Annotated in this window: 24 protein-coding genes and 1 tRNA gene; 20 read left to right on the top strand and 5 right to left on the bottom strand. The window is 30.6% G+C overall.

The genetic code is table 11. The features are described 5' to 3' along the window. Positions 1-27 precede the first annotated feature (27 nt). Positions 28-969 carry a DMT family transporter gene (locus tag AMO19_RS00940; RefSeq protein ID WP_075506950.1) on the bottom strand — a complete coding sequence of 314 codons (942 nt, stop codon included), beginning with the start codon at positions 967-969 and terminating at the stop codon, positions 28-30. Positions 970-1,021: 52 nt separating this feature from the next. Here AMO19_RS00940 and sppA point away from each other — a divergent pair, with 52 nt between their 5' ends. The 12 genes from sppA to AMO19_RS01000 all read left to right on the top strand — a co-directional run bounded on the left by sppA (position 1,022) and on the right by AMO19_RS01000 (position 11,732). Continuing rightward, complete coding sequence (gene sppA, locus AMO19_RS00945) at positions 1,022-1,831, top strand: signal peptide peptidase SppA (protein WP_075506951.1); 810 nt, start codon at positions 1,022-1,024, stop codon at positions 1,829-1,831. A gap of 6 nt (positions 1,832-1,837) precedes the next feature. Then, entirely contained in the window at positions 1,838-2,221 is a 384-nt protein-coding gene (gene aroH, locus AMO19_RS00950) for a chorismate mutase (protein WP_082302688.1), read from the top strand. 97 nt (positions 2,222-2,318) lie between these two features. Then, on the top strand, positions 2,319-2,867 hold the full coding sequence (locus tag AMO19_RS00955; protein ID WP_075506952.1) for a DUF2808 domain-containing protein: 549 nt from the start codon (positions 2,319-2,321) through the stop codon (positions 2,865-2,867). Between the two features lie 30 nt (positions 2,868-2,897). Then, complete coding sequence (gene rpmH / locus AMO19_RS00960; RefSeq protein ID WP_002808184.1) at positions 2,898-3,035, top strand: 50S ribosomal protein L34; 138 nt, start codon at positions 2,898-2,900, stop codon at positions 3,033-3,035. Between the two features lie 12 nt (positions 3,036-3,047). Continuing rightward, positions 3,048-3,434 carry a ribonuclease P protein component gene (locus tag AMO19_RS00965; protein ID WP_075506953.1) on the top strand — a complete coding sequence of 129 codons (387 nt, stop codon included), beginning with the start codon at positions 3,048-3,050 and terminating at the stop codon, positions 3,432-3,434. Beyond that, positions 3,431-3,844 carry a PH domain-containing protein gene (locus tag AMO19_RS00970; RefSeq protein ID WP_075506954.1) on the top strand — a complete coding sequence of 138 codons (414 nt, stop codon included), beginning with the start codon at positions 3,431-3,433 and terminating at the stop codon, positions 3,842-3,844. Before AMO19_RS00965 ends, AMO19_RS00970 begins: the two co-directional genes overlap by 4 nt. 72 nt (positions 3,845-3,916) lie before the next feature. Beyond that, positions 3,917-5,059, top strand: a complete 1,143-nt coding sequence (gene yidC, locus AMO19_RS00975) for a membrane protein insertase YidC (protein ID WP_075506955.1) — start codon at positions 3,917-3,919, stop codon at positions 5,057-5,059. 16 nt (positions 5,060-5,075) lie between these two features. Next, positions 5,076-6,542 carry an AAA family ATPase gene (locus AMO19_RS00980; protein WP_075506956.1) on the top strand — a complete coding sequence of 489 codons (1,467 nt, stop codon included), beginning with the start codon at positions 5,076-5,078 and terminating at the stop codon, positions 6,540-6,542. A 121-nt stretch (positions 6,543-6,663) separates the two neighbouring features. Beyond that, entirely contained in the window at positions 6,664-7,941 is a 1,278-nt protein-coding gene (serS, locus tag AMO19_RS00985; protein WP_075506957.1) for a serine--tRNA ligase, read from the top strand. Between the two features lie 9 nt (positions 7,942-7,950). Then, entirely contained in the window at positions 7,951-9,030 is a 1,080-nt protein-coding gene (gene rseP / locus AMO19_RS00990) for an RIP metalloprotease RseP (RefSeq protein ID WP_075506958.1), read from the top strand. 63 nt (positions 9,031-9,093) lie between these two features. Continuing rightward, positions 9,094-9,396, top strand: a complete 303-nt coding sequence (gene rpsN / locus AMO19_RS00995) for a 30S ribosomal protein S14 (protein ID WP_025881917.1) — start codon at positions 9,094-9,096, stop codon at positions 9,394-9,396. A gap of 170 nt (positions 9,397-9,566) precedes the next feature. After that, complete coding sequence (locus AMO19_RS01000; protein WP_075506959.1) at positions 9,567-11,732, top strand: polyribonucleotide nucleotidyltransferase; 2,166 nt, start codon at positions 9,567-9,569, stop codon at positions 11,730-11,732. A gap of 3 nt (positions 11,733-11,735) precedes the next feature. Here AMO19_RS01000 and AMO19_RS01005 read toward each other — a convergent pair whose 3' ends face one another. Beyond that, entirely contained in the window at positions 11,736-12,638 is a 903-nt protein-coding gene (locus AMO19_RS01005; protein WP_075506960.1) for a 3'(2'),5'-bisphosphate nucleotidase CysQ, read from the bottom strand. Positions 12,639-12,641: 3 nt separating this feature from the next. Between AMO19_RS01005 and rsmI the strand changes: the two genes are divergently transcribed. Together rsmI and AMO19_RS01015 are read left to right on the top strand one after the other, a co-directional pair. Continuing rightward, complete coding sequence (rsmI, locus tag AMO19_RS01010) at positions 12,642-13,505, top strand: 16S rRNA (cytidine(1402)-2'-O)-methyltransferase (RefSeq protein ID WP_075506961.1); 864 nt, start codon at positions 12,642-12,644, stop codon at positions 13,503-13,505. A gap of 19 nt (positions 13,506-13,524) precedes the next feature. Continuing rightward, positions 13,525-13,743, top strand: a complete 219-nt coding sequence (locus AMO19_RS01015; protein WP_075506962.1) for a hypothetical protein — start codon at positions 13,525-13,527, stop codon at positions 13,741-13,743. A 7-nt stretch (positions 13,744-13,750) separates the two neighbouring features. Here the strand turns inward: AMO19_RS01015 and AMO19_RS01020 are convergent, their stop codons facing one another. Continuing rightward, positions 13,751-14,434 carry a hypothetical protein gene (locus tag AMO19_RS01020; protein ID WP_075506963.1) on the bottom strand — a complete coding sequence of 228 codons (684 nt, stop codon included), beginning with the start codon at positions 14,432-14,434 and terminating at the stop codon, positions 13,751-13,753. A 134-nt stretch (positions 14,435-14,568) separates the two neighbouring features. Here AMO19_RS01020 and AMO19_RS01025 point away from each other — a divergent pair. Together AMO19_RS01025 and AMO19_RS01030 are read left to right on the top strand one after the other, a co-directional pair. Then, positions 14,569-14,642: transfer RNA gene (locus tag AMO19_RS01025), tRNA-Arg, on the top strand. A 347-nt stretch (positions 14,643-14,989) separates the two neighbouring features. Beyond that, complete coding sequence (locus tag AMO19_RS01030) at positions 14,990-16,816, top strand: ABC transporter ATP-binding protein (protein WP_257008922.1); 1,827 nt, start codon at positions 14,990-14,992, stop codon at positions 16,814-16,816. A gap of 9 nt (positions 16,817-16,825) precedes the next feature. On the opposite strand, the gene AMO19_RS01035 is transcribed toward AMO19_RS01030, so the two are convergent. Continuing rightward, a complete protein-coding gene (locus AMO19_RS01035) occupies positions 16,826-17,884 on the bottom strand; it encodes a glycosyltransferase family 4 protein (RefSeq protein ID WP_075506965.1) in 1,059 nt (352 codons plus the stop codon). Positions 17,885-18,031: 147 nt separating this feature from the next. Here AMO19_RS01035 and gmd point away from each other — a divergent pair, with 147 nt between their 5' ends. After that, positions 18,032-19,150, top strand: coding sequence for a GDP-mannose 4,6-dehydratase (gene gmd / locus AMO19_RS01040; RefSeq protein WP_075506966.1), 1,119 nt, complete (start codon positions 18,032-18,034; stop codon positions 19,148-19,150). Here gmd and AMO19_RS01045 read toward each other — a convergent pair. Then, positions 19,147-20,112 carry a GDP-mannose 4,6-dehydratase gene (locus AMO19_RS01045; protein WP_075506967.1) on the bottom strand — a complete coding sequence of 322 codons (966 nt, stop codon included), beginning with the start codon at positions 20,110-20,112 and terminating at the stop codon, positions 19,147-19,149. The two genes, gmd and AMO19_RS01045, sit on opposite strands and share 4 nt — an antisense overlap. Before the next feature lie 249 nt (positions 20,113-20,361). Here AMO19_RS01045 and AMO19_RS01050 point away from each other — a divergent pair, with 249 nt between their 5' ends. The 3 genes from AMO19_RS01050 to AMO19_RS01060 are packed head-to-tail and all read left to right on the top strand — an operon-like array spanning position 20,362 to position 24,038. Next, positions 20,362-21,663, top strand: coding sequence for an O-antigen ligase family protein (locus AMO19_RS01050; protein WP_082302689.1), 1,302 nt, complete (start codon positions 20,362-20,364; stop codon positions 21,661-21,663). Continuing rightward, positions 21,650-23,854, top strand: coding sequence for an ArnT family glycosyltransferase (locus AMO19_RS01055; RefSeq protein WP_075506968.1), 2,205 nt, complete (start codon positions 21,650-21,652; stop codon positions 23,852-23,854). Before AMO19_RS01050 ends, AMO19_RS01055 begins: the two co-directional genes overlap by 14 nt. After that, positions 23,841-24,038: a hypothetical protein gene (locus AMO19_RS01060; RefSeq protein ID WP_075506969.1), complete on the top strand. Its 198-nt coding sequence runs from the start codon at positions 23,841-23,843 to the stop codon at positions 24,036-24,038. Before AMO19_RS01055 ends, AMO19_RS01060 begins: the two co-directional genes overlap by 14 nt. The last annotated feature ends 21 nt before the right edge of the window (positions 24,039-24,059 follow it).

The following is a 24,059-nucleotide window of genomic DNA, read 5'->3' on the forward strand; positions in this document are numbered from 1 at the left end:
ATTAAACTTTTTACAAAAAATAACTAATTAAATAGTAGTATCAGTAAATTTATTTTCCCATAAACTCTTTCTCTGGCTAACAAAAAATACTGAGATAAGAACAAATACCACTCCTATCCACTGCACAAAAGTGAGTCTTTCATCTAACCAAACACCTCCACTTAGAAGAGCAAATACAGGTGTTAAAAATGCAAGAGTGCTAAATCCAGTTATTTCTTTATTATTAGCAAAGTAGAAAAACAATCCATACGCTATTGCTCCTCCAAAAATACTTGCAAATGACATAAGTCCCCAATCAAATATTGACCAATCTGGAATTATTGTGAAATTTGATTGTGAGCAGTGCTTGATAATTAAGGGCAAACTCCCTAAAACCATATGCCAACCTGTAACTGCCACTGGATCACTTTTAGTACAAGTGAATCTAATTAAAATTGTTCCTAATGCCATAGCGAGAGAAGCTGCAAGCATCCAAAGTTCTCCAAAGTTAAAAGCAACATCATTTATAGACTTATCAGACATCAACCACCAATTCCCTAAAAATTCTTGTGGAACTCCTAAAAATACTATTCCTCCTAAGCCAAAAAGTAATCCTAACCATCCTATTGGGTTAATTAAATTCCCAAAAATCGCTCTCGCTAATATAGCTACCAAAAGCGGTTGAGAATCAATCAAGACAGAACCTAAACCTGCTCCAGTTTTTTCAATACCATAAGTTAAAAACAACTGAAAAAAAGTGGCATCTACAATCGTAAAAACAAAAAACCACTTCAAATCGCACTTATAAATTTTCAAGTCTCTTTTAAACAAATATGTTGTTATAAGAACAAGAATCCCAGCAGGAAGTAATCTTAAAGAAGCTACAAACTCTGGCCCAGCACTAGATACTAAAGGAGTCATTGCCGCCATTGAAGTACCCCAAAGTGCGAAAGGGAGTATCATTAAAAACCAATTTAGGATTGAATTCATTAGGTCTGCTGATAGTCTTTTTAAAGTAGTTTTATGAATTTACCTTAAAAGAATGATTTGGCCTTTTAGACGAAAGTCAAAAAAAAGAATAGCTCGTATAGTAATTGATGAGCCTATTACTAGTTCAACAAGAGTTTCAGTCCTTAAAGCTCTTAAACAAATTGAGGATAGAGAATTTCCTGCTTTAATCGTGAGAATTGATTCTCCAGGGGGTACTGTTGGTGATAGCCAAGAAATATACTCTGCTATTAAAAGACTAAAAGACAAAGGATGTAAAGTCATTGCTAGTTTTGGGAACATCTCAGCATCAGGTGGTGTTTACATTGGTGTTGCATCTGACAAAATAGTTGCTAATCCAGGGACAATTACAGGTTCAATTGGTGTGATTATAAGAGGAAATAACTTTTCTGAATTATTAGATAAAATCGGCATTAAATTTGAGACTGTTAAAAGCGGTGTATTTAAAGACATACTTTCTCCAGATAAACCTCTAACTGAGGAAGGTAGAGGTCTTCTCCAAGGTCTTATAGATGAAAGTTATACACAATTTACTGAAGCTGTTGCTGAAGGAAGGAATTTACCTGTTGAAGAAGTAAGAAAATTTGCTGATGGAAGAATTTTCACTGGAACGCAAGCACTCGAACTTGGACTTGTTGATAAGGTTGGAGATGAATTTGTTGCCAGGGAGCTAGCTGCAGAAATGGTTAACATTGATCCTAAAATTCAGCCCTTAACATTTGGGAAGAAGAAGAAAAAAATACTTGGACTAATTCCTGGAAGTAGAGTAATTGAGAAAATTATCAAAAATATCTTTTTTGAGTTTGACTCATCTAATAAAGTACTTTGGTTATACAAGCCATAAATCGATATGTATAAAAAAATGAAAGATGATTATAAAATTACATTTATTCGTGGTGCTACAACAGCATCTGGAAATTCAGTTAGGGAAATAGAAGTTGCCGTAGTGGAATTAATTGATGAATTAATTTCACGAAACAATTTAATCAAGAAGAACATATTATCCATTACATTCACAGCGACAAAAGATTTAAATGCATGTTTCCCCGCTTCAATTGCAAGGAAATTCAATGGACTTGATTCAGTTGCCTTTTTAGACTGCCAACAAATGTTTGTATCTGATGATGTTGATTTTTGTATAAGAATAATGGCCCAAGTTTTATTGCCACCAAATTATGCAATAAAGCACCCTTATTTAAAAGGCGCTGCAAAATTAAGGACAGATAGATGTTAGTCTTAGTGAAATTATTTTTTTGCTTTAAATTTGAATAGCACGAACTCATTCTTTAAATTCCATTCTCTTAAAGCTAAAAATCACAAAGAAACTTACAATGAATTTTAAAATTTTAAGACTTCTAGTTATCCCAACAGTTTTAGTTTCAACTCTTTTTTATAAAATTCAAGATGCTAAAGCAGGGTTGGAATTTCAGTGGAACCAAGACTCTGCGTATAGAAGATTAAAGTGGTTTCAAAAAGAAGATAAAAGGAAATTTAGAAATACAATTTATTTTTTCTTGAGGCCAGCTGATCGAAAAAGTGATCTTTTGAAAATTAATCTAGCAATCCCAAAAACTTTTAAATCCACTTTAAAAAGTGAAAAAATAAATATTTGCAAGGTAAGAATTGGGGGTTTTGAGAATAGAACAAAATGTTTAGAAGATATTCCAGCTGATCTCGAAATTAATACTGATGAATCAGGTTTACGTTCAATAGATATTTACCCCTACAGTCCAATTTCTTCAAATAAAGATAGTTATGCAATTGTCCTAAAAGTCTTTAATCCCAAAAAATCAGGTCTATATCAATTTCATTCATATGGGCAACCCAAAGGAAAATCATTTTCAAATTATTTAGGAAGCTGGACTATAGTGATCGATTAAATGATAAATTAAATAAGGATAATTAAACAAATGACTAAAAGAACTTTTGGCGGAACTTCAAGAAAAAGAAAACGTGTATCAGGTTTTAGAGTAAGAATGCGTTCTCATACTGGTAGAAGAGTCATAAAAAGCAGAAGACAAAAAGGTAGAGAAAGAATAGCTGTATAACTTCTAATTTAAATGGCCTTACCTAAGGATATGCGTTTAAAAGGTCATAGGACTTTTAATTATATTCATAAAAATTCCACAATTTATTATGGAAATTTGATGACATTTAAAGTTGCAAGATCAAATCCGGCAATTCTTTTAACCCATAAACTCACAAATACTTCAAACAAACTTAGAGTATCAATAGCTATTAGTAAAAAAGTCTCAAAAAAAGCTGTTGAAAGAAATAAATTAAGAAGAATCCTTCAAGAGTGGTTATTGAAAAACATTCAAAAAATAAACAACCACAAACCATATTGGTTACTTGTTAACCTTAAATTTGGAGATTTCTGCTATGACCAAAGCAGACTTTTGGAAGATTTTCAAAACTTATTGTTCAAATCTCGTCTAATCAAATGATTAACATAAATGAAGAAACCTTTTATGAAGGAGGTCCCGCAAAAGGTGATTTAATAATAAACCTTCTTGCAGGTATAACTATTCTTGGATTACCATTTACCTTTGCCGCAATAGTAAGAGCATTGTGGTTGAGGTATAAAATTACAAACAAAAGAATTACTATAGATGGAGGATGGTTTGGGAAAAGCAAAACGCAAGTTTCATTAAGTAACATAGAAGAAATCAGATCTATTCCTAGGGGATTCGGCTCATATGGTGATATGGTTCTTATCCTTAATGACGGATCTAAGGTTGAAATGAAATCATTACCTTTATTCAGAGAAAAGCAAAAATTTATTGAAGAAAATATAAATAAAAGATCACAAATCCCAAATCTCAACGAGGTAGAGGGTTTTGCTACTAAATCCTAAATAAATTACTTACAAAAACCTTATTTTCCTGTAAAATAAAATGTCTAATAAAATTTCACTCTTTTTAATATCGTGATAGGGTTCATTTCTGAAAAATTACTTATCCCGATTCTAGATTTTTTCTACGGTTTAGTACCTAGTTACGGTTTAGCGATTGTTGCATTGACAGTCGTAATTAGAATTGCACTTTTTCCTTTAAGCGCTGGTTCTATCAGAAGCGCTAGAAGGATGAAGATTGCGCAACCAGTAATGCAAAAAAGGCAAGCAGAAATAAAATCTAAGTTTTCAGGTGATCCAAAGAAACAACAAGAAGAACTTGGGAAACTAATGAATGAGTTCGGTAGTCCTTTAGCAGGTTGCCTTCCACTGATTGTACAAATGCCTGTGCTGTTTGCATTGTTTGCGACCTTAAGAGGTTCACCATTTGCTGATGTCCCATATAACATTAACCTTAAAGTCGTTCCACAGGATCAAATAGCAGCTATTGATCCGAAACCTTACAAATCTCCAAGGCACTCTATCTTTATTACAGAAAAATCGCATTTTCCTGTAATAGCAACAATTCCTAATGGAACAAAATTAGGAACAGAAGAATCCGTCAAAATAAATTTACAAACAACAAACGGCAATAGTTATACGGAAGTTTTATCTAAATACGACAATGGATCAAAATTTCTACCAACATGGAAGGTCTCTAAGGGAACCGAAAATCTTAAAATTTCCCAAGACGGTACAGTAACAGCAATTAAACCGGGTGATGCAACAGTCGAGGCAAAAATCCCTGGCTTAGCGGCTAAAAGTGGTTTTCTTTTTATTAAAGCTCTTGGTCAAGTTGGGTTTTATGTAGATGGGTCAATTAACTGGGATATTGCGGCACTTGTAGGTGCCTTTGGATTAACCCTACTCCTTTCTCAAGTTTTATCTAGTCAGGGGATGCCTGCAAATCCACAGCAATCAACAGCAAACAAAATTACACCGATCATGATTACAGGAATGTTTCTGTTTTTCCCTCTACCAGCTGGAGTTTTACTTTATATGGTTGTTGCTAATATATTCCAGGCATTTCAGACTTTTTTGCTTAATAAAGAAGATCTTCCTGAAAATTTACAGAAAATTTTGGATCAACAATTATTGTCAAAAAATGAAGTAATAACAACTTCTGCTTCAACTATCTCAGATAAAAGATTACCTTTCGAACCTAATAGTAAAAAATAGTCTAACTTCTTAAATAATGAATTCTTGGTGTAGAAATTTAGAATTACTAATAAAATCAAGAACCTCATTAATTTGGATCAGAACTAAAGAAGAAGAAAGATTAGAAAAGTTAGTAAATTTCACTTGTGAAAGACTAAATATAAAAAGATTCGTTTCTTGGGATTGTGTTAGCGGTATAAAAGGGTTAATAAATGAAGAAGGTAAGTTTTCTAACAACCCTTTAGGAGTACTTAATTGGCTTAAAGAACAAAGTTCTGAAGTTTCAATAGTTTTACTAGTTAAAGATTTTCATAAATTTTATGACGATCCATCTATTAACAGAACTATTAAAGAGCTATCTTCAGCGCTTAAGAAAACTAGTCACAATTTAATTATAAGTTCTCATTTATTTCCATCATCAGAAGAGTTAGATGAATTAATGGCAATTATAAATTTACCTTTACCTGATCAAAAAGAATTGAAAAATCTATTAAAAAAAATTGCTATCAATACCAACTCAAATTTAGAGGAACAAGACTTAAACGAACTTTCTATAGCTTCAAGTGGACTTACCGAAATAAAAGTAAAACAAGTCACTGCAAAGGCCCTTGCTCAAAGAGGAAAAATAAGTAAAGAAGATATTAAAGATATTCTTGAAGAGAAAAAACAAGTGATCGCAAGAAGTGAAATTTTAGAATTTTTCGATGCGAAATCAAGTCAAGATGATATAGGTGGTTTAAGTGTTTTAAAAGTTTGGCTTAATCAAAGATATAGGGCCTTTTCTAAAGAAGCTAGAGATTATGGATTACCTATTCCCAAGGGAGTCTTACTCGTTGGAGCTCAAGGAACAGGTAAATCTCTCACGGCAAAATCAATTTCTAAGAGTTGGTCGATGCCGCTACTTAGGTTAGATGTTGGAAGACTATTTTCTAGCCTTGTTGGTTCAAGCGAGGCAAGAACAAGAGAAGCAATATTAAGAGCTGAGGCCATGTCTCCTTGTATCCTTTGGATCGATGAAATTGATAAGGGCTTTGGTGGCGATGCCAGAAGTGATGGAGGGACAAGTCAGAGAGTTTTGGCAAGTTTGCTAACTTGGATGGCTGAGAAAGAATCCGCCGTATTTGTGATAGCTACCGCTAATGCCATAGATAAGCTTCCTGCTGAATTATTAAGGAAAGGTAGGTTTGATGAGATATTTTTTCTTGATTTACCAAATTCTGAAGAAAGATTAAGTATTCTGGATTTGCACTTAAAAAAAAGAAGACCAAGTTATAGTTTTCCTCTATCTACTATCATCGATAGAACAGATGGATTCTCAGGAGCAGAACTTGAACAAGCAGTAATAGAGGGTATGCATATTTCATTCTCTGAAAATAGAGAACTTATGGAGAAAGATTTAATAAAGGCAGTTTCTGAACTAGTTCCCTTATCAAGAACAGCTAAAGAGCAAATTAATTTATTAAAAGAATGGTCATCTACAGGGAGGGCTAGATCTGCGTCTTAACAAGAAAATTTTGTTTAAACATATTCCGTAAGTTAGGAATCATTAATTTAGTTAATTTTTAGTCAAAAATCCCTAATAATGAATTTAGATTAACTATTTTAATAAGGTATAAAAAAAAATAGTGTTAGATCAAAAATCTATAAGAGAAAATCCAACTTCAATCGAAGAAAGTTTATCCCTCAGAGGAAAAGTCTTTAATATTTCCCAAATTCATGAATTAACTCTTCAAAAAAAAGAAATTGATATAGAAATATCTAGCCTCCAATCGGAGAGTAAAAAGTTAAGTAAATTGATCGGTCAAGAAATCAGCAAATCTAAAAACAATGATTCCCCAGAAGTGAATATTTTAAAGAAAAAAGGAAATGAATACAGAACTAAAATTTCAGAATTTGAGGAGAAAAAAAGAACCTTAGATAAAAATATATATAATAAAATTTGTAATTTACCAAATTTACCTAGCAAAGATGCTCCTATTGGAAAAGATGAAAGTCATAATGTCCAAGTAAAAACTTGGGGCGAACCGTTAGTAACAGAAAATCTTAAATCTCACTGGGAAATAGGCGAAAGTCTTAATCTTTTTGAAACTGTCAAATCAACTAAAATATCAAAAAGTCGTTTTATTACACTTATTGGTAATGGGGCCAGATTAGAGAGAGCATTAATAAATTTCATGCTCGACATGCATACTAGCAATGGTTATTTAGAGTTAATGCCTCCAGCTTTAGTGAATTCAGAAAGTCTTACCGGATCTGGTCAATTACCTAAATTTTCAAATGAAAGTTTTAAGTGTTCTAATGACGATCTGTGGCTTTCTCCCACTGCTGAAGTTCCACTAACCGCTTTTCACAGAAATGATATCATTGATTCCAAACAATTACCCCTTAAGTATGTTGCATATAGCCCATGTTTTAGAAGAGAAGCTGGAAGTTATGGAAGGGATACAAAAGGTTTAATAAGACTTCATCAATTTAATAAAGTTGAACTATATTGGTTTTGTGATCCAAGTAGATCTATTGAAGCTCATAAAAAGATCACTTTAGATGCAGAAAGTATTTTAAAAAAACTCAATCTACCTTACAGATTAGTTGATATTTGTACTGGGGACTTAGGTTTTTCTTCAAGCAGAACTTTTGATCTTGAAGTCTGGCTACCAAGTAGTAAATGTTATAGGGAAATTTCAAGTTGTAGCAATTGTCTAGACTTTCAAGCCCGCAGATCATCTATAAGAGCAAAAATTGATAAAAAAAATACATATCTTCACACCTTAAATGGTAGTGGGCTTGCGATTGGAAGAACTATGGCTGCTATTCTTGAGAATGGCCAACAAAAAGATGGGAGCGTAAAAATTCCAGATGCTCTAGTTCCATATTTTGGATCAAATATTTTAAAAACTGCTTAATATATCTAAATGAACGTTATAACCTCAATTACAGTTCTGGGATTTCTCATTTTTTTTCATGAGATGGGACATTTTCTTGCGGCAATTTTGCAAGGTATATATGTTGATGGATTTTCAATTGGTTTTGGACCATCAATAATTCAGAAAAGATATAAAAACATAACTTATTCACTTAGAGCCTTTCCATTAGGGGGCTTTGTCTCCTTCCCTGATGAAGAGATAAATAATATTGACCCTAAAGATCCAAATCTTTTAAAAAATAGGCCAGTTATCCAAAGAGTAATTGTAATATCCGCTGGCGTATTTGCTAACTTAATTCTTGCTTATAGTATCTTGATCGTAAATGTAACTACTATTGGAATCCCATTTGATCCAGAGCCTGGTATTTTAGTTTTAGCTACTCAGCCAGAGAAGGCTGCTTCTATTGCTGGATTACAAGCAGGGGATAAAATCTTAAAAATTGAAAACAATACTTTAGGAGTTGGTGATCAAGCTGTTTCTGCTTTAGTAAAAGACATCCAAAATGCATCAGAGAACCCAATATCGCTAACGATTGATAGAGATGGTGTTCTGAAAGATTTAACTTTGGTCCCAAAAAACATAGATGGGAAGGGTACAATAGGAGCTCAATTACAACCAAATATAAAAAAAGAGACGAAAAAGACAAAAAATATATTCGAACTTTTTAAATACACCAATAATGAGTTTTCATCACTTTTGGTAAAAACCATACAAGGTTATAAAGGATTAATTACAAATTTCTCCTCAACAGCTCAACAATTAAGTGGGCCCGTCAAAATTGTTGAAATTGGTGCTCAACTATCACAACAAGGAGGAACTGGAATATTATTATTTGCCGCACTAATTTCTATAAATTTGGCAGTTCTCAATTCTTTACCCTTACCATTATTGGATGGGGGACAACTTGTTTTTACTTTGATTGAAGGTTTTAGAGGAAAACCAGTCCCGGTCAAGGTACAAATGGTTGTTACTCAATCAAGTTTCTTTCTTTTAGTTGGACTTAGCGTGCTTCTAATCATAAGGGATACTAGTCAACTTTTAATCGTACAAAGATTATTAAACCAATAAATAAATTTTTAAAATTGTTATCCAAGCTGTTAAAATAATATTCAGTTTAAAGAATTCTATTAGATGGCTAAAAAGTCCATGATTGCGAGAGAAGTCAAACGCAAAAAGCTTGTATTGAAATATGCTGCAAAAAGAAAATCATTATTAGATGAATTCAACGCTGCAAAAGATCCAATGGAAAGACTAGAAATACATAGAAAGATACAGGGTCTGCCTAGAAACTCAGCCCCAAACAGAGTTAGGAATAGATGTTGGGCAACTGGCAAACCAAGAGGAGTCTACAGAGACTTTGGTCTTTGCAGGAATCAGTTAAGACAAAGAGCTCATAATGGTGAGCTCCCTGGAGTAGTTAAATCAAGTTGGTAATACAAGTAAGTTTTTCTATCATTATTCTCTACCGTAAGATAAAAAATTAAATAAACTAAAATTCATTTTTGGAACAAATTTAAGAATTTTTATAGTTTATCTAAATAATTTACTCAATATGTCCCTATAAAATGTAAGAATAAATCATGTATAGATTAATAGTTTAAAAAGTGGAAGGACAAAATAAGTCGATCACGTTTGACGGACGAGAGATACGACTAACTACAGGACTATATGCTCCTCAAGCAAATGGATCAGTAATGATTGAGTGCGGTGACACCTCTCTATTAGTTACAGCAACAAAAACTACAAAAAAAGATGCTTCAGACTTTCTACCTCTAATATGTGACTACGAGGAGAAACTATATGCTGCCGGAAGAATTCCTGGTGGTTTTATGAGGAGAGAAGGTCGCCCTCCAGAAAGAGCGACTTTAATAGCAAGATTGATTGACAGGCCAATGAGGCCACTTTTCCCATCATGGATGAGAGATGAAATACAAATTGTTGCCTCTTGTCTTTCTCTTGATGAAAGAGTTCCCGCAGATGTTTTAGCCGTTACTGGGGCTTCAATAGCGACTTTGCTTGGAGAGATTCCATTTTATGGGCCAATGGCTGCAGTTAGAGTTGGTCTAATAGGAGATGATTTCATCTTAAATCCAAGTTATAGAGAAATAGAAAGAGGAGATTTAGACATTGTTGTTGCAGGTTCATCTGAAGGCATTGTCATGATTGAGGCAGGTGCTAACCAGTTATCGGAGCAAGATACGATCGAGGCTATAGATTTTGGTTATGAAGCAGTTACTGAACTTATTAAATCGCAAGAAGATTTATTAAAAGATTTAGGAATAAAACAGATTAAACCATCTGAGCCTGAAGAAGATAAAACATTACCCTCTTATTTAGAGAAAAATTGCACAAAACCGATTGAGTTAGTTTTAAAGAAATTTGATCTTTCAAAGGAAGAAAGAGATCTTGAACTTGAAAAAATAAAAGTTGATACTCAAGGCAAAATCGAATCTTTGAAAGAGGACAACCAATTAAAAGTTCTTTTATCAGAAAACGATAAGTTATTAAGTGTTGATTTTAAAAAACTCACCAAGAAATTGATGAGGTCGCAAATCATTAATGATGGGAAAAGAGTTGATGGAAGAGATCTCGACGAAGTTAGGAAAATATCTGCTTCTGCCGGAATTCTTCCAAAAAGAGTCCATGGATCGGCTTTATTTCAAAGAGGTTTAACTCAAGTATTATCTACAACTACGTTAGGTACTCCTAGTGATGCTCAAGAAATGGACGACCTAAATCCAAGTACAGAAAAAACTTATCTCCATCACTATAATTTCCCTCCATATTCAGTGGGAGAAACAAGACCGATGAGAACTCCTGGAAGAAGAGAAATTGGCCATGGAGCATTAGCCGAGAGAGCAATAATTCCTGTATTGCCTGGCAAAGAAACATTTCCTTATGTGCTTAGGGTAGTTAGTGAAGTTTTAAGCTCTAACGGATCAACTTCAATGGGTTCTGTATGTGGGAGCACGCTTTCATTATTGGATGCAGGGGTTCCTCTCAAAGCTCTTGTAAGTGGTACTGCCATGGGCTTAATCAAGGAAGGTAAAGAAGTAAGGATTCTTACAGATATTCAAGGCATTGAAGACTTTCTTGGAGATATGGATTTTAAAGTTGCAGGTACCGATAAGGGTATAACAGCTTTACAAATGGATATGAAAATTACAGGTTTACCAGTCTCTATTATTTCAGATGCGATTAAAAAAGCTCGTCCTGCAAGATTACATATTTTAGAAAAGATGCAAGCAGCAATAGACAAGCCTCAAGAATCACTTTCTCCTCATGCCCCCAGACTATTAAGCTTTAGAATTGATCCTGAGCTTATAGGAACAGTTATTGGACCCGGTGGAAGAACTATTAAAGGAATCACTGAAAGAACTAATACAAAAATAGATATAGAAGATGGTGGGATTGTCACTATTGCTTCTCATGACGGAGCTGCTGCAGAAGAAGCTCAAAAGATAATAGAAGGATTAACGCGCAAGGTTCATGAAGGTGAGATCTTTTCTGGAGTAGTAACAAGAATAATACCCATAGGTGCTTTTGTAGAAATATTGCCAGGCAAAGAAGGGATGGTTCACATTTCTCAATTATCTGAAGCTAGAGTTGAGAGAGTCGAAGATGTAGTCAGACAAGGAGATGAAGTGACTGTAAGAGTAAGAGAAATTGACAGCAGAGGGAGAATCAATCTTACCTTGAGAGGTGTTGGACAAAATAATGGAATGTCCTACCCAGAACCAACCCCAACTCCAGTTGCTCCACTCAACTAAAGATCAAATAGAATAAATATCTTCCTTCTCAATAATTTTCTTTATTTCGCGACAAATACTTCCGTGATTATTCATACTACTTGTTGCGACTATTACACCCCCATGTTGTAAACTAGCTTTCCCATAAGTAAGTTCTTGATTATCTAAATTTGTAATTGCTCCACCAGCTGCTTTCAGAATAGATTCTGGCGCAGCGAAATCCCAGTCTTTCGGAGAACTTTTCCCAGGTAAACTTAGACAGATGTAAATATCACTCTCTCCCCTTAATATTGATGCTATCTTGCAACCAATGCTTCCCATTATTTTAACTTTGCTAAAATTTATTTTTTTTATTAAGTTTTTCAAAACTTTATTTCCATGATTTTTACTTGTCACTAAAGTCATTTCTTGGAGATTGTTTTTATTAAAGAGATTTGGTTCGTATTTTGATCCATCTCTTTTTTCACACCAAGTTTTTTCTCCATCTGCTATCCATAATTGATTTTTATTTGGAATCAAAACAAAACCAATAAAAGGTTTTTGTTTGAAGTTTAATGCCAAATGCATTGCATAATCACCTGTCCCTTGTATAAAATCTTTCGTTCCATCAAGAGGATCAAGAACCCACATCCAATCATTCTTACTATTAAAAATTTCTGAAGAACTTTTTACATTTTCTTCGCTCAAAATATCCCAGTTAATATTTTTATATTTTTCATTTATTCTTTTAATAATCAACTCATTGACTTTCAAATCAGCCAAAGTAACAGGATCATCTTCATTATTATTTTTAAGTATATTTGTTTTATCATCTGAATTTTCTAACAAATTAGAGTAATAAAGCAAAATATCTGCGGCTTCCCAGCTGAAAAATCTTACATCATCGATAAGATTATTAATATCTATACCAGAAGGCAACTTAATCATTTAATGAATAATATTTACTCATTATCACATAGAAAGGAGGAACCGGAAAACGGTATTTTATATATGGTTGGCACCCCAATTGGAAATTTAAATGATCTATCACAAAGAGCATTAAATATTTTAGCTAACGTTTCTTTAATTGCTTGTGAAGATACAAGACAAACAAAAAAAATAATAAGCAAGTTCAATATCTCAAATAAACTCATAAGTTTTAATAAACATAATTCTTCAATTAAAATTCCAAAAATAGTTAATGAACTAAAAGAAGGAAAATCCATCGCAATTGTGAGTGATGCTGGCATGCCAGGAATTTGCGATCCAGGGGAAGATATTGCTAGGTGCGTAAAATCCGAAGGAATCGATGTAATTTGTGTTCCCGGCGCATGTGCCGCGATAACAGCGCTTGTTTCAAGTGGTTTACCCTCTTCTAGTTTTATATTTGAAGGCTTTCTTCCTAAAAAGAAAATCGATAGAGATAAAATTCTTTTAGAAATTAGCAAAAATCAAAAAACGACAATAATTTATGAATCACCTAAGCGGCTAAAAAAATTATTAGAAGAGTTATTTGATTTTTGTGGAGGGGATAGAGAGATCACGGTTTCAAGAGAATTAACAAAGAAATTTGAAGAACATGTCGGTAATAATATTAATGAAGTTATAGAGTACTTTAGAGATAAGGATGTTATTGGTGAAATAACAATTGTTTTAAAAGGGATAAACAAGAAAAGAGATTTTAATCATGATAAATTAATTATAAAAAAAGATCTAAATGATTTAATAAAAGCAGGATTAAGCTTATCAGCAGCTTCTAAATACCTAGCAAAGAAAAATGGATTTAAAAAGAGCGAAATATATAATATTATTTAAGACTAAAAGATTAATTTAAATGAGCTTCATATTTAAAAAATTATTCTTATCAGGAATTTTCAACTGTTGTTTATTTTTAGCACTATTTATTGGAATACAAAATAGTTCAAGCAAAAGTAAAGTAGACTTATTACTCGACGAAACTATTGAGCTTCCTATTAGTTTTATCGTCGGCTCAAGTTTTTTATTAGGTTCTATTTTAGGAAGCTTACTCCTTCTCAATACAAATAAAGATTAAAAATTGATCAGAGAGCTATTAAATTTTCAGCACAAACAATTCTTGAAATGCCCTTCTCAAGCAGAACAGGTGCTGCGATTCTAAAAACATCTGTATTAGGAACTTTCAGTACCTTTTGTTCTTTATTGCAAGATCTTTTAGCAAGCTTTAAATCAAAAAATATTTCAATAGTTTTTCTGCTTAGGTCATCATGAGGTAAGAAATCCCATTCTGGGAAATCTTTTAACAATTTAATTTCTAACTCAATTTTTTTATCTACAACCATATAAACAACTTTTGGGAAATCAACCTCTGAAATAGGAACCGAGGATAATTCTTTTCGGGGCGCATTTTCTATTTCATAATCTAAGGGAGGAATCTCGAAAAAAGATTCGAAAGAAAGGAACTTTGAATCATTTCTATTTTCCCCCAAAGTTTGTACATTTTCAGTAGCTTTCTTAGAAGTTTTATCATCGAGATTTGAATTCAAAAGATTATTAGTTAAATTTGTGCCCTTTTTATTTTTTCCTTTAAGAGAATTATTTTTATTGACTAATTCCTTATATTTTTTTTCTCCAAGATTCTTTTTTAGGTTTCTTATGATTGTAGATTTAGTGCAAGAATAATTTTGAGACAAAACATCAAAAGCCATACCAGATTTAAAACTTCTAACCATTTCTTCTTTTTGTTTCTCAGTAAGTCTTTTGGTCAAGAGTAAAAATGCCACACACTATATTTTATGTGATTTTTTGTTGAAAGAGAATAAAATAGAGATTAACTTTCAATTTTTTTAAAAAGGTTTACTTATTTTGTTTAGGTATGTGGGGTTCGATATAATAGATTGATGCTTCCTTAGCTCAGCTGGATAGAGCAACTGCCTTCTAAGCAGTGGGCCGCAGGTTCGAATCCTGCAGGAAGCGTTAATTTTGAAAAAAAGAGAAATATTTAAATTATCAAAACTTTTATAAAATTAAAAAATTTTTTTAATATTTTTTCAACTTTATAAGTACGTTTTTTTTGATTGGTTTTTAGATTTATTTTCAAACTAATTAAACCTCTTTCTTTAATATTTTATAAACTGCAATTTTTAATTTTTATGTTGTAGAAGCTAAAGAATGAATAATCAAAAATTAAATCAAATTCTGCAAAATGGCTAAACCAAAACGACCTAAAAATAAGAAAACTATTAAAAATCAAATTTGATAAACAATAAATAAACTGTCTAAGAATTAAATTTAAAATTTATTGATTATGCGAACATTAAATAATGAAAAAAAGTAAGACATTAAGATATCTGAAGGAAGTGCTTTACTTCCTTCCAAAAGAAAGGAGAACACAACTTTTTTATCTCATACCAATTTCTATAATCGCAGGAATATCGGAATTAATAGTAATTTTTTTATTAGCAAGGTTATTTAATTTCATAATAGGCAAGCCTAATCCCTCAATAAATTTATTAAGTAACGTATTTGATTTTGAACCAAAATATAAAATTTTAATTCTTATAAGTGCTTTTATCTTATCAAATTGGTTTTCATCTATTATCAAGATTATCTTAAAGGCTAAACAATTCAGATTAAAAGCCACTATTTGGAGAGATCTTTCGGATCAAGCACTTAAAAACTTACTTTCTCAAGAATACGATTTCTTTCTTGCAAATAATAAGACTGACCTTTCAGCCTCAGTTTTATTAAATATCAATAAAGTTTCAGACATTGTAGTTTTACCAGTACTTCAAGTAGTAAGTGGGGGTTTTATAATCGCATTCATTTCAATAACTGTATTAGTAATTGCAAAATCAACTGCTTTTTTCCTGATTTTGGGATTATTAATTGGTTATCTTTCTATTTCACTTTATATAATACCTAAGATTAGGATCTCAAATAGAAAAAGGATTGATTTAGAGATTACATCTAATGGAATTTTAAATGAAGCTATCAGATCAATAATTGACGTAAAATTAAGCAATTCACAAAAATATTTTTTTAAAAGATATAAAAAGAAAGGTAGAGATTTGATACCAACTATAGAAAAAAGTGAAACTTTGCCAGAAATACCAAGAGCTCTGGTTGAACCATTTGGTATTTCTTTAATTTTTATTATTGGTATATTTCCATATTTTACAATCAATGATATCAATCAAATCTCTGAAATAATACCTTTCTTAGCAACAATCGCTGCAGCCTCTCTTAAACTTACTCCTCCTTTGCAAGATACTTTCAGGGCCTACAACTCTATAAGGGGTGGCATTCCAGATTTAGAGGAAACAGTAAAGTTGATAAAATTATCGAATAATAATCAATTTAATCAAATCAAAAAGCCTTCCTTTGATAAAAATTTTATATATCCCAAAAAGAAAATTTCATTTAAAAACGTTTATTATAAATACCCTGAGACAGAATTAGATGTAATAAAAAATTTATCATTTGATATTAATGTTGGTTCAAAAGTTGCATTCGTTGGAGCAACAGGGAGTGGAAAAACTACTACCGTAAACTTACTACTTCAATTATTAAAACCCAATATGGGTCATTTATATTTAGATAACAACATTCTTAAAAGTAAGGATGTTACTAATTGGCAAGCTCACTGCAGCTATGTGCCTCAATCTTTTTATTTAAATAACACCACAATTCTTGAAAATATTGCCTTCGCGCAAGATAGAGATGATATTGACTTACCTAAAGTAAAAAAGGCTATCGATTCAGCAAAACTAACTGAATTAATTTCTAAATTACCAAGAGGATTAGAAACTATTATTGGAGAAAATGGTATTGCTCTTTCAGGCGGTCAAAGGCAAAGATTAGCAATAGCAAGAGCCTTTTATAGGGAATCAAAATTATTAATAATGGATGAAGCTACTAGTTCTCTGGACAATAAAACAGAATCTAAAGTAATGGAGTCTATAGATTTAAAAGGGAATAATTGTACATTAATAATAATTGCACATAGGTTGTCTACCGTAATTAATGCAGATATTATTTTTGAATTTAACGGAGGTGAGATTTCGCATTCAGGTTCTTTTGAAGAATTATGTAGAAATTCTGAAAGCTTTAAGGATTTGAGCGTTTTAGAAAAGAAAATACTTAAATAATAAAAATTTTCAAATATTTACTATTTTTTCAATTACTTTTGCTGACTCTTTCCAATCATATTTTGAGGCTATTTTTGGTCCTAATTGAGAGAATTTAGCCATAATATCTTTTTCTAAATTTACTTTTTGCATAGAGCGTTTTATTTCTTCTATATTTTTTGGATTTACAAGTATTCCATTACCCTCAAGAATTTCTTTAACTGCCCCTGTATTTGAAGCTACAACTGGAGTACCGCAAGCTAAAGCTTCTAAAGCTGGCAACCCAAATCCCTCCCATAAACTTATTAAATATAGTGCTTTACATCTATTTAGAAGATTTAGTTTCTCATTATTAGAAACCCAATTTTTCCAAATACATTGTTTTTCAATATTCAATTTTTTAGATAATTTTTTTAAAGCAGGTGTATATCTTTTATCAAAAGGTCCTACAAAAATAAGTTGATAATCTTTATGATTAAAAGATCTAAAGGCAATTAATAATCTTTTTAAATTTTTGTATTTATTGTGTCTTCCAATAACAAGAAAAATATTTTCTCTTTTAAGATTTAGAGGGTAGACTTCTTTTTTATTAAAACCTAATTTGAGTATTCTTAATTTGGTGAAAGGTATTTTATATTTCTTATTTACTTCTATTGCTGTAGCCTTTGAAATACACAAAACCAATTTTGATTTATATAAGACTAACGGTACATAAAATAAATAATATAGGGTAATAAAAGATAAAGTTGGAAATCTAAGGGGAATTAAATCCGGTATAATAACAATAGTTGAAAGACCCACAAATAAGGGGGCTTCAGGTAATGGTGAGATAAAATATTTGGCCTGATATTTTTTCATTAAATATGGAATTTTTCTTTGTATCCAGAATAATCTTTTTATGTGGGCAAACTTACTACTCCCTGGAGATAATTTAGATGAGATTTTAAGTTTATTTTTTTTATTAGAATTTCTTGGATCTAATAAAAGAATTTTGTCAGAGGAAAAATTTTCTAATAGTCTTTCTGATAACTCTCCAATTCCTGTGTTTTTTTCGGAGATATAACTACCATTAAAGATTGCTTTAAACATTCAAAAATAAACTTTAAATTTTATTTTAAATCAAAATTAGTTAAACAAAATATTTAATTAAATCCCTTCAGACAAAATGTGTAAATGTGATTTTACTAAGAAACAATATTTTACTAAAATGTAAAGATATTAAATTTTTATAAATAGATGAAGAAAGCTCTAATAACTGGCATTACTGGACAAGATGGAAGTTACCTCGCAGAATTGTTGATTGATAAAGGTTATGAAGTACATGGCATAAAAAGACGTTCAAGTTCTTTTAATACTTCAAGAATTGACCACCTCTATCAAGACCCACATGAAAAAGGCGCAAGGTTTATTCTTCATTATGGTGATCTTATTGATAGCACGAACATTATGAAAATAATAAAAAAAGTTGAACCTGACGAGATTTATAATTTGGGTGCTCAAAGTCACGTGGCAGTTAGTTTTGAAACACCTGAATACACTGCGAACTGTGATGCATTAGGGATTTTAAGAATTCTTGAGGCAGTTAGGAATCTTAAACTGATAGAAAAAACAAAAATTTATCAAGCAAGCACAAGTGAACTATATGGACTAGTACAAGAAGTGCCGCAGAAGGAATCAACCCCTTTTTATCCAAGAAGTCCATACGCAGTAGCAAAACTTTATGCTTACTGGATAGTAGTTAACTATAGAGAGGCCTATGGAATGTTTGCATGTAATGGAATACTATTCAATCATGAAAGCACAAGAAGGGGTGAAACTTTCGTTACAAGGAAAATAACAAGGGGGCTTTCAAGAATAAATCTTGGGCTTGAGAAATGTATTTATATGGGTAATCTTGATGCAAAAAGAGATTGGGGACATGCGAAAGACTATGTTTATATGCAATGGCTAATGTTACAACAAGATACTCCGGAAGACTTTGTTATTGCTACTGGAGAAATGAAAACAGTAAGAGAGTTTATTGAAAAAAGTGCAGCAAAGCTCGGATGGAATAAGAAAGAAGATGGTCCTGCAATTATTTGGGAAGGATCGGGAGTTAATGAAATTGGGAGAAGAGCAGATAATAACGAAATTGTTATAAGAATAGATGATCGTTATTTTAGACCTACAGAGGTTAATGAATTACTCGGAGACCCTTCAAAAGCAAAAAAACGCCTTAATTGGAAACCGGAGATCTCACTTGACGATCTAATTAGCGAAATGATCGAGCTTGATACAAAAGAAGCAAAAAAAGAAGCTATGCTTCAAAAACAAGGATTCGAAATTCATGGGGCAATTGAGTCTCCTCCTTCTTAGCTTTGATTAATAAGATCCTCAAACATTTCATCTATTATTTTTTCAAGATTTTTTTCTGATTTCCAATTTAGATTCTTATATATTTTGGAGGGATCTAAATATGAATACTTTATATCACTAGGTCTTAAAAGTTTTTTATCACAAATTACAAATTTACTTTCATCTAAACTAAATTTTTTAAAAGCCATTGACACAAAATCTTTTAAAGAATTTGTAACCCCAGTTGCAATTATGTAATCTTCAGGTTCTTGAGAATGCATCATTAAATACATAGCTTCAACATATTCAGGTGCCCAACCCCAATCTCTCCACGTATCTAGGTTGCCTAATCTTAATTCTTTAGACTTTTTACAAACAATATCCCAAACACCGTTCACTATTTTCTTTGTCACGAATCTTTTATTTCTTAATGGTGATTCATGATTACCAAGAATTCCAGTACAGCAAAATAGATTATAAGATTCTCTATAATTTGAAACTATCCAAAAAGCAGTTGCTTTTGCAGTAGCATAAGGGCTTCTAGGGGAAAAAACAGTTTTTTCATTTGCAATTATTTTATTTGTATTTCCAAAACATTCTGAGCTTCCTGCATTAAAAAATTTAATTTTTTTATCATTTAATTTTATCGCTTCAAGAAAATTTAAAGTTCCTAAAGATATTGATTCCATACATTCCACTGGTTGCTCAAAAGACAAGCCAACACTTGTTAAACCGGCTAAATAATATACTTCATCTGGATTTATAGAATTTACTGCTTTGAATACACTTCTAAAATCATTTGGAGCAAGCGATAATAAATTTATATCATTTACAATCTTTAGTCTTGATAAATTTGTTGTGTCACATATTGAAGAATCTCTAGTGGATCCGTAAACAATATATCCTTTTGAAAGTAATAATTTAGCCAGATATGCTCCATCTTGACCACTTATTCCTACAATTAAAGCAGTAGATTTATTCATTATTTAAACAACTCAAAAATAGACTTTTCCATCTTACTTATAAAATTATATCTCAAATTACTTTATTAAATATAAACTATTAATCAAATCTGTTTGGTTGTAGATTTATAATTATTTTTGGAGTTAAAAACTGATTTTAATGAAAAAATTATTTATAAATTTTGTAAATCATCCTGCTACTTATTTAAAAAAATTTAACTTTTAGCAATTTTTAATTTTTGATATATTTGTCTTATAAATACTCTGAAAATGCATAACTATAAAATTTCTAACTTTCATAGCATCTTAATTAAAGAAATTAATATATTCAGAACAGGTTTATTTATTTTACCTTCCGCTCCTGCGATAGCCTTTGTACTTATTGTAGTTTCACTATTAATAAATAGTTTGAAAACAAAGGCTTCATTCTTTAAAGATAAGACAAATTTACTCATTATAATTGCATCTATTTTAATGCTAATAAGTTCTATCCTTCAAATATTTTTCTTAAAAAATATTTATAGTGAAGAACTTAATAAAAACTCATCTTGGATAGGTCTTTTTAACTGGATTCCATTTTTTTGGATTTTTTGTTCTTCTCAAGAATTTCTTAAAACAAAAGAGGATAGAGAATGTACCAGTCTAATTTTGTGCTTAAGTACAATACCAGTAATATTTTCAGGCATTGGACAAACGTTCTTTAATTGGCATGGTCCCTTAGAATTATTTAATGGAACTATCATTTGGTATCAAAGACCAATAGATTCGATTTCAGGTTTAACTGCCCAATTTAATCATGCTAATTATGCAGGGGCTTGGTTTACTTTTATTTTACCTCTTTGCATTGCTCAATCTTTTAATAAGACTTCAAAAAAAATTAAAAAAAATTTTTTTAGGATTATCCTTTTTGGCATTATATCTTGTATTTTTCTTACAAATTCCCGAAATGCATGGGGTTGTTCATTACTTTCAATTCCATTAGTTTTGGGAACATCATCATTACAATGGTTTTTCCCATTTATTTTTTTTACAATCACCTTAATTCTAGTTACAACACAGAATTTCTTTGAAAGTGGAATACAAAATTTATTGAGGGATATTATACCCAATAAAGTTTGGCAAGAATTTACGAATGAGGGATTTAAAAATTTAGATGTAACAAGATTAGAAATTATTCAAGAAGCCTTTAGATTAGTTATAAACAATCCTTTATTTGGCACTGGAGCAGCTTCATTTCCAGTCATATATGAGCTCGAAAAAGGGTTTTGGAAAGGACATTCTCATAATATCCTTGCTGAATTATCCATAAGCTATGGAATACCGTGTACGATAATACTTATATTTTTTATTTGTCGGATTTTAATAAAGTCCTTCCAAAATATATATATCACAGATAAAAAAAATATATTTGATAGAAGTATATGGACTGCGATAATAATTTTCTTACTTTCTCAGCAAATAGATATTCAATATTTTGATGGCAGGATTAGTTTACTTTTCTGGATATTATTAGCAGGACTAAAATGTATTAATGATGAAAATCAAAATTTAATAAAAAATGCATATAAGTAATTTTTTCCAGAAAATTAATAAAACTAATTTAATACTTTTTTGGATAATTATTTCTAGTTTTATTATTGATAAAATTTATCTTCTTAATATTTCTTATTTACCCGCATGGGATCAAGGTTATCATCTTTCTAATTTATTCAAGACGTATAATTTTTTAGAAAATTTTAGTTTTAATAATTACGAATGGTGGCAGGGTTTTTGGAGTATATCAGAAACTTATAGGGGACCTTTAACTTATATATTTTCATCAATCTTTTTAAAATTCTTTGGGAAAAGTTATGAAAGTAGTATTTTGTCCAACAATATTTTTTCTATTATTACAATTTTATGTATTTTTAATATATGCAGAGAAATAGGGAATAAAAAAGCTGGATTGTGGGGAGCATTTATTTTCGCTTTTAATCCATATATTTTTGATCAAAGAGTTGAATACCTAATTGATATTTCTCAGATTTGTTTTTTAAATCTAAATTTTTACATCCTATTTAAATTCTTCAAATCAAATGGCAATTATTTATTATCTCTAATATTAGGTATTACCTTAGGCTTTCTATTTCTTACTAAACCAACTGGTATTTTTTTCTTGGTAATACCATACATATATACTTTTTATTTATTACTTAAAAATTTTAATTTAAATAAAATTATTTCCTTATCATTATTTTTAACAATCTTTATAGTAATAATTTGGCCTTGGGTTAGTTTTAACTGGCTTACGATAATTACCAGTATAGTTAATTCTTGGCAGTGGGGGATTAAGTATCAGGATGGACTAGAAGCTAATACTTTGGAAGGACTTATTTTTTATCCCAAGATAATAATCAAATTAGTAGGGCCTACCATATGCGGGAGTTTTTTTGTAATAGCCTCTATGAAAATATTACGCAAATTAAAAAATTCCAGCTTAAGCAAAAACATTACGAACAAATTAGGAATAAACAATATCTTTCTTTTAAGCCTTCCAATAAATATTTTAATTATATGTACTTTAATGAGCTCTAAGGATTTACGATTTATATTACCCATTTTCCCATCATTATGTATATTTTCAGGTTTATTCATAACAAATTTAAAAAATTATAATTGGGTTAAATCATATAAGATCTTTATTATTTTAATTATTTTATTAAAACTAATATTGAATTTATCTTTACAGAAAAATATATTTTTTAAATCAACGAAAACTTCGAAACCTTATTGGCCACATAAAGAAATTATCGAAATCGTAAGTAAGTTTTCCCCTTATTCAAAATCTGTAATTGCTATATTACCAGACACAAAAGAATTAAATACCTTTAATCTTGCATCAGAAGCGAATATGCAAAATAAAAATATTTTTGTACGACAAATTATAAGCAATGATCAATCATATAAAGATGATTTAGATAGATATAATTGGTTCCTTTTGAAAGATGGAGAACAAGGAGTAATGTCTAATAATTCAAAAATTGCATTATCAAATCTTATAAGCAGCTCAAATAAATTTGAAAATTATAGTTCTTGGAAATTACCAGATGGGACACAAGCTACTCTATATAAAAGAAAATTTATTAATGAATCAATATCCATCATTAATAAGAATTCAGTACCTCTACAATTAGATTTGATTTTTAGTGCTAATGGTATTACTGCTGACTTAAGGGGAAGTTCTGAGATTTTAAGCAATAGTAATTTAATTATTAATGCTAGGAACAGGGAAAAGAAATATGAAATCAATATTTCATTTCCAAAAATTTTAAATGTATCAAATAAAAATATAGAGATAATTAAAAAAGTGAGTTTGAAAGATCAATTTAAATATAGTGATTCATTAAAATTTGATCATATTTTAATATCTAATAAAACAAAAAAAATACCCGTTAAAGTAAATAAAGTTTTTAATAAAGAGATCCCAAATAAATATGATAATGGTGAATTTCAAATAAATAAAATTAAAGAATTAGAAAAAATGGGAAACTATCTAATGACAGGAGATTTTGATAAATTATTTAATCTTGTAGGTTTAGTTAATCAATCAGATCCTGATCAAGAATATCTAAAAGATGGAGAAAACATATTTAAATATAGGTATAAATATGACAAAAATGATTATGTTTATTTATATAAAATTGCCATTTCTCAAATTCTACAAAAAAAATCTATTGAAGCAGCAAATACGCTAAAAGAAATAATGAAATATGAAAAAAAATAATCCAAATTTATTTTTAGCAAAATCTGTTGTTGATATCTATAATCTTAATCCTAGAAATGCAGAAAAAAATATTCAAATAGCAAGTAAATTAAATAAAGAAGAAAACTTAACCCCAACAATTAATACGATAAAATTAATAACAAATATTCTGAATTTTAAACTTGGTAGATTAATAAAAATATAAATATTGTGAATTTTAATTTAG

Source organism: Prochlorococcus marinus, assembly GCF_001180245.1.
Classification (GTDB): Bacteria; Cyanobacteriota; Cyanobacteriia; order PCC-6307; family Cyanobiaceae; genus Prochlorococcus_A; species Prochlorococcus_A marinus_F.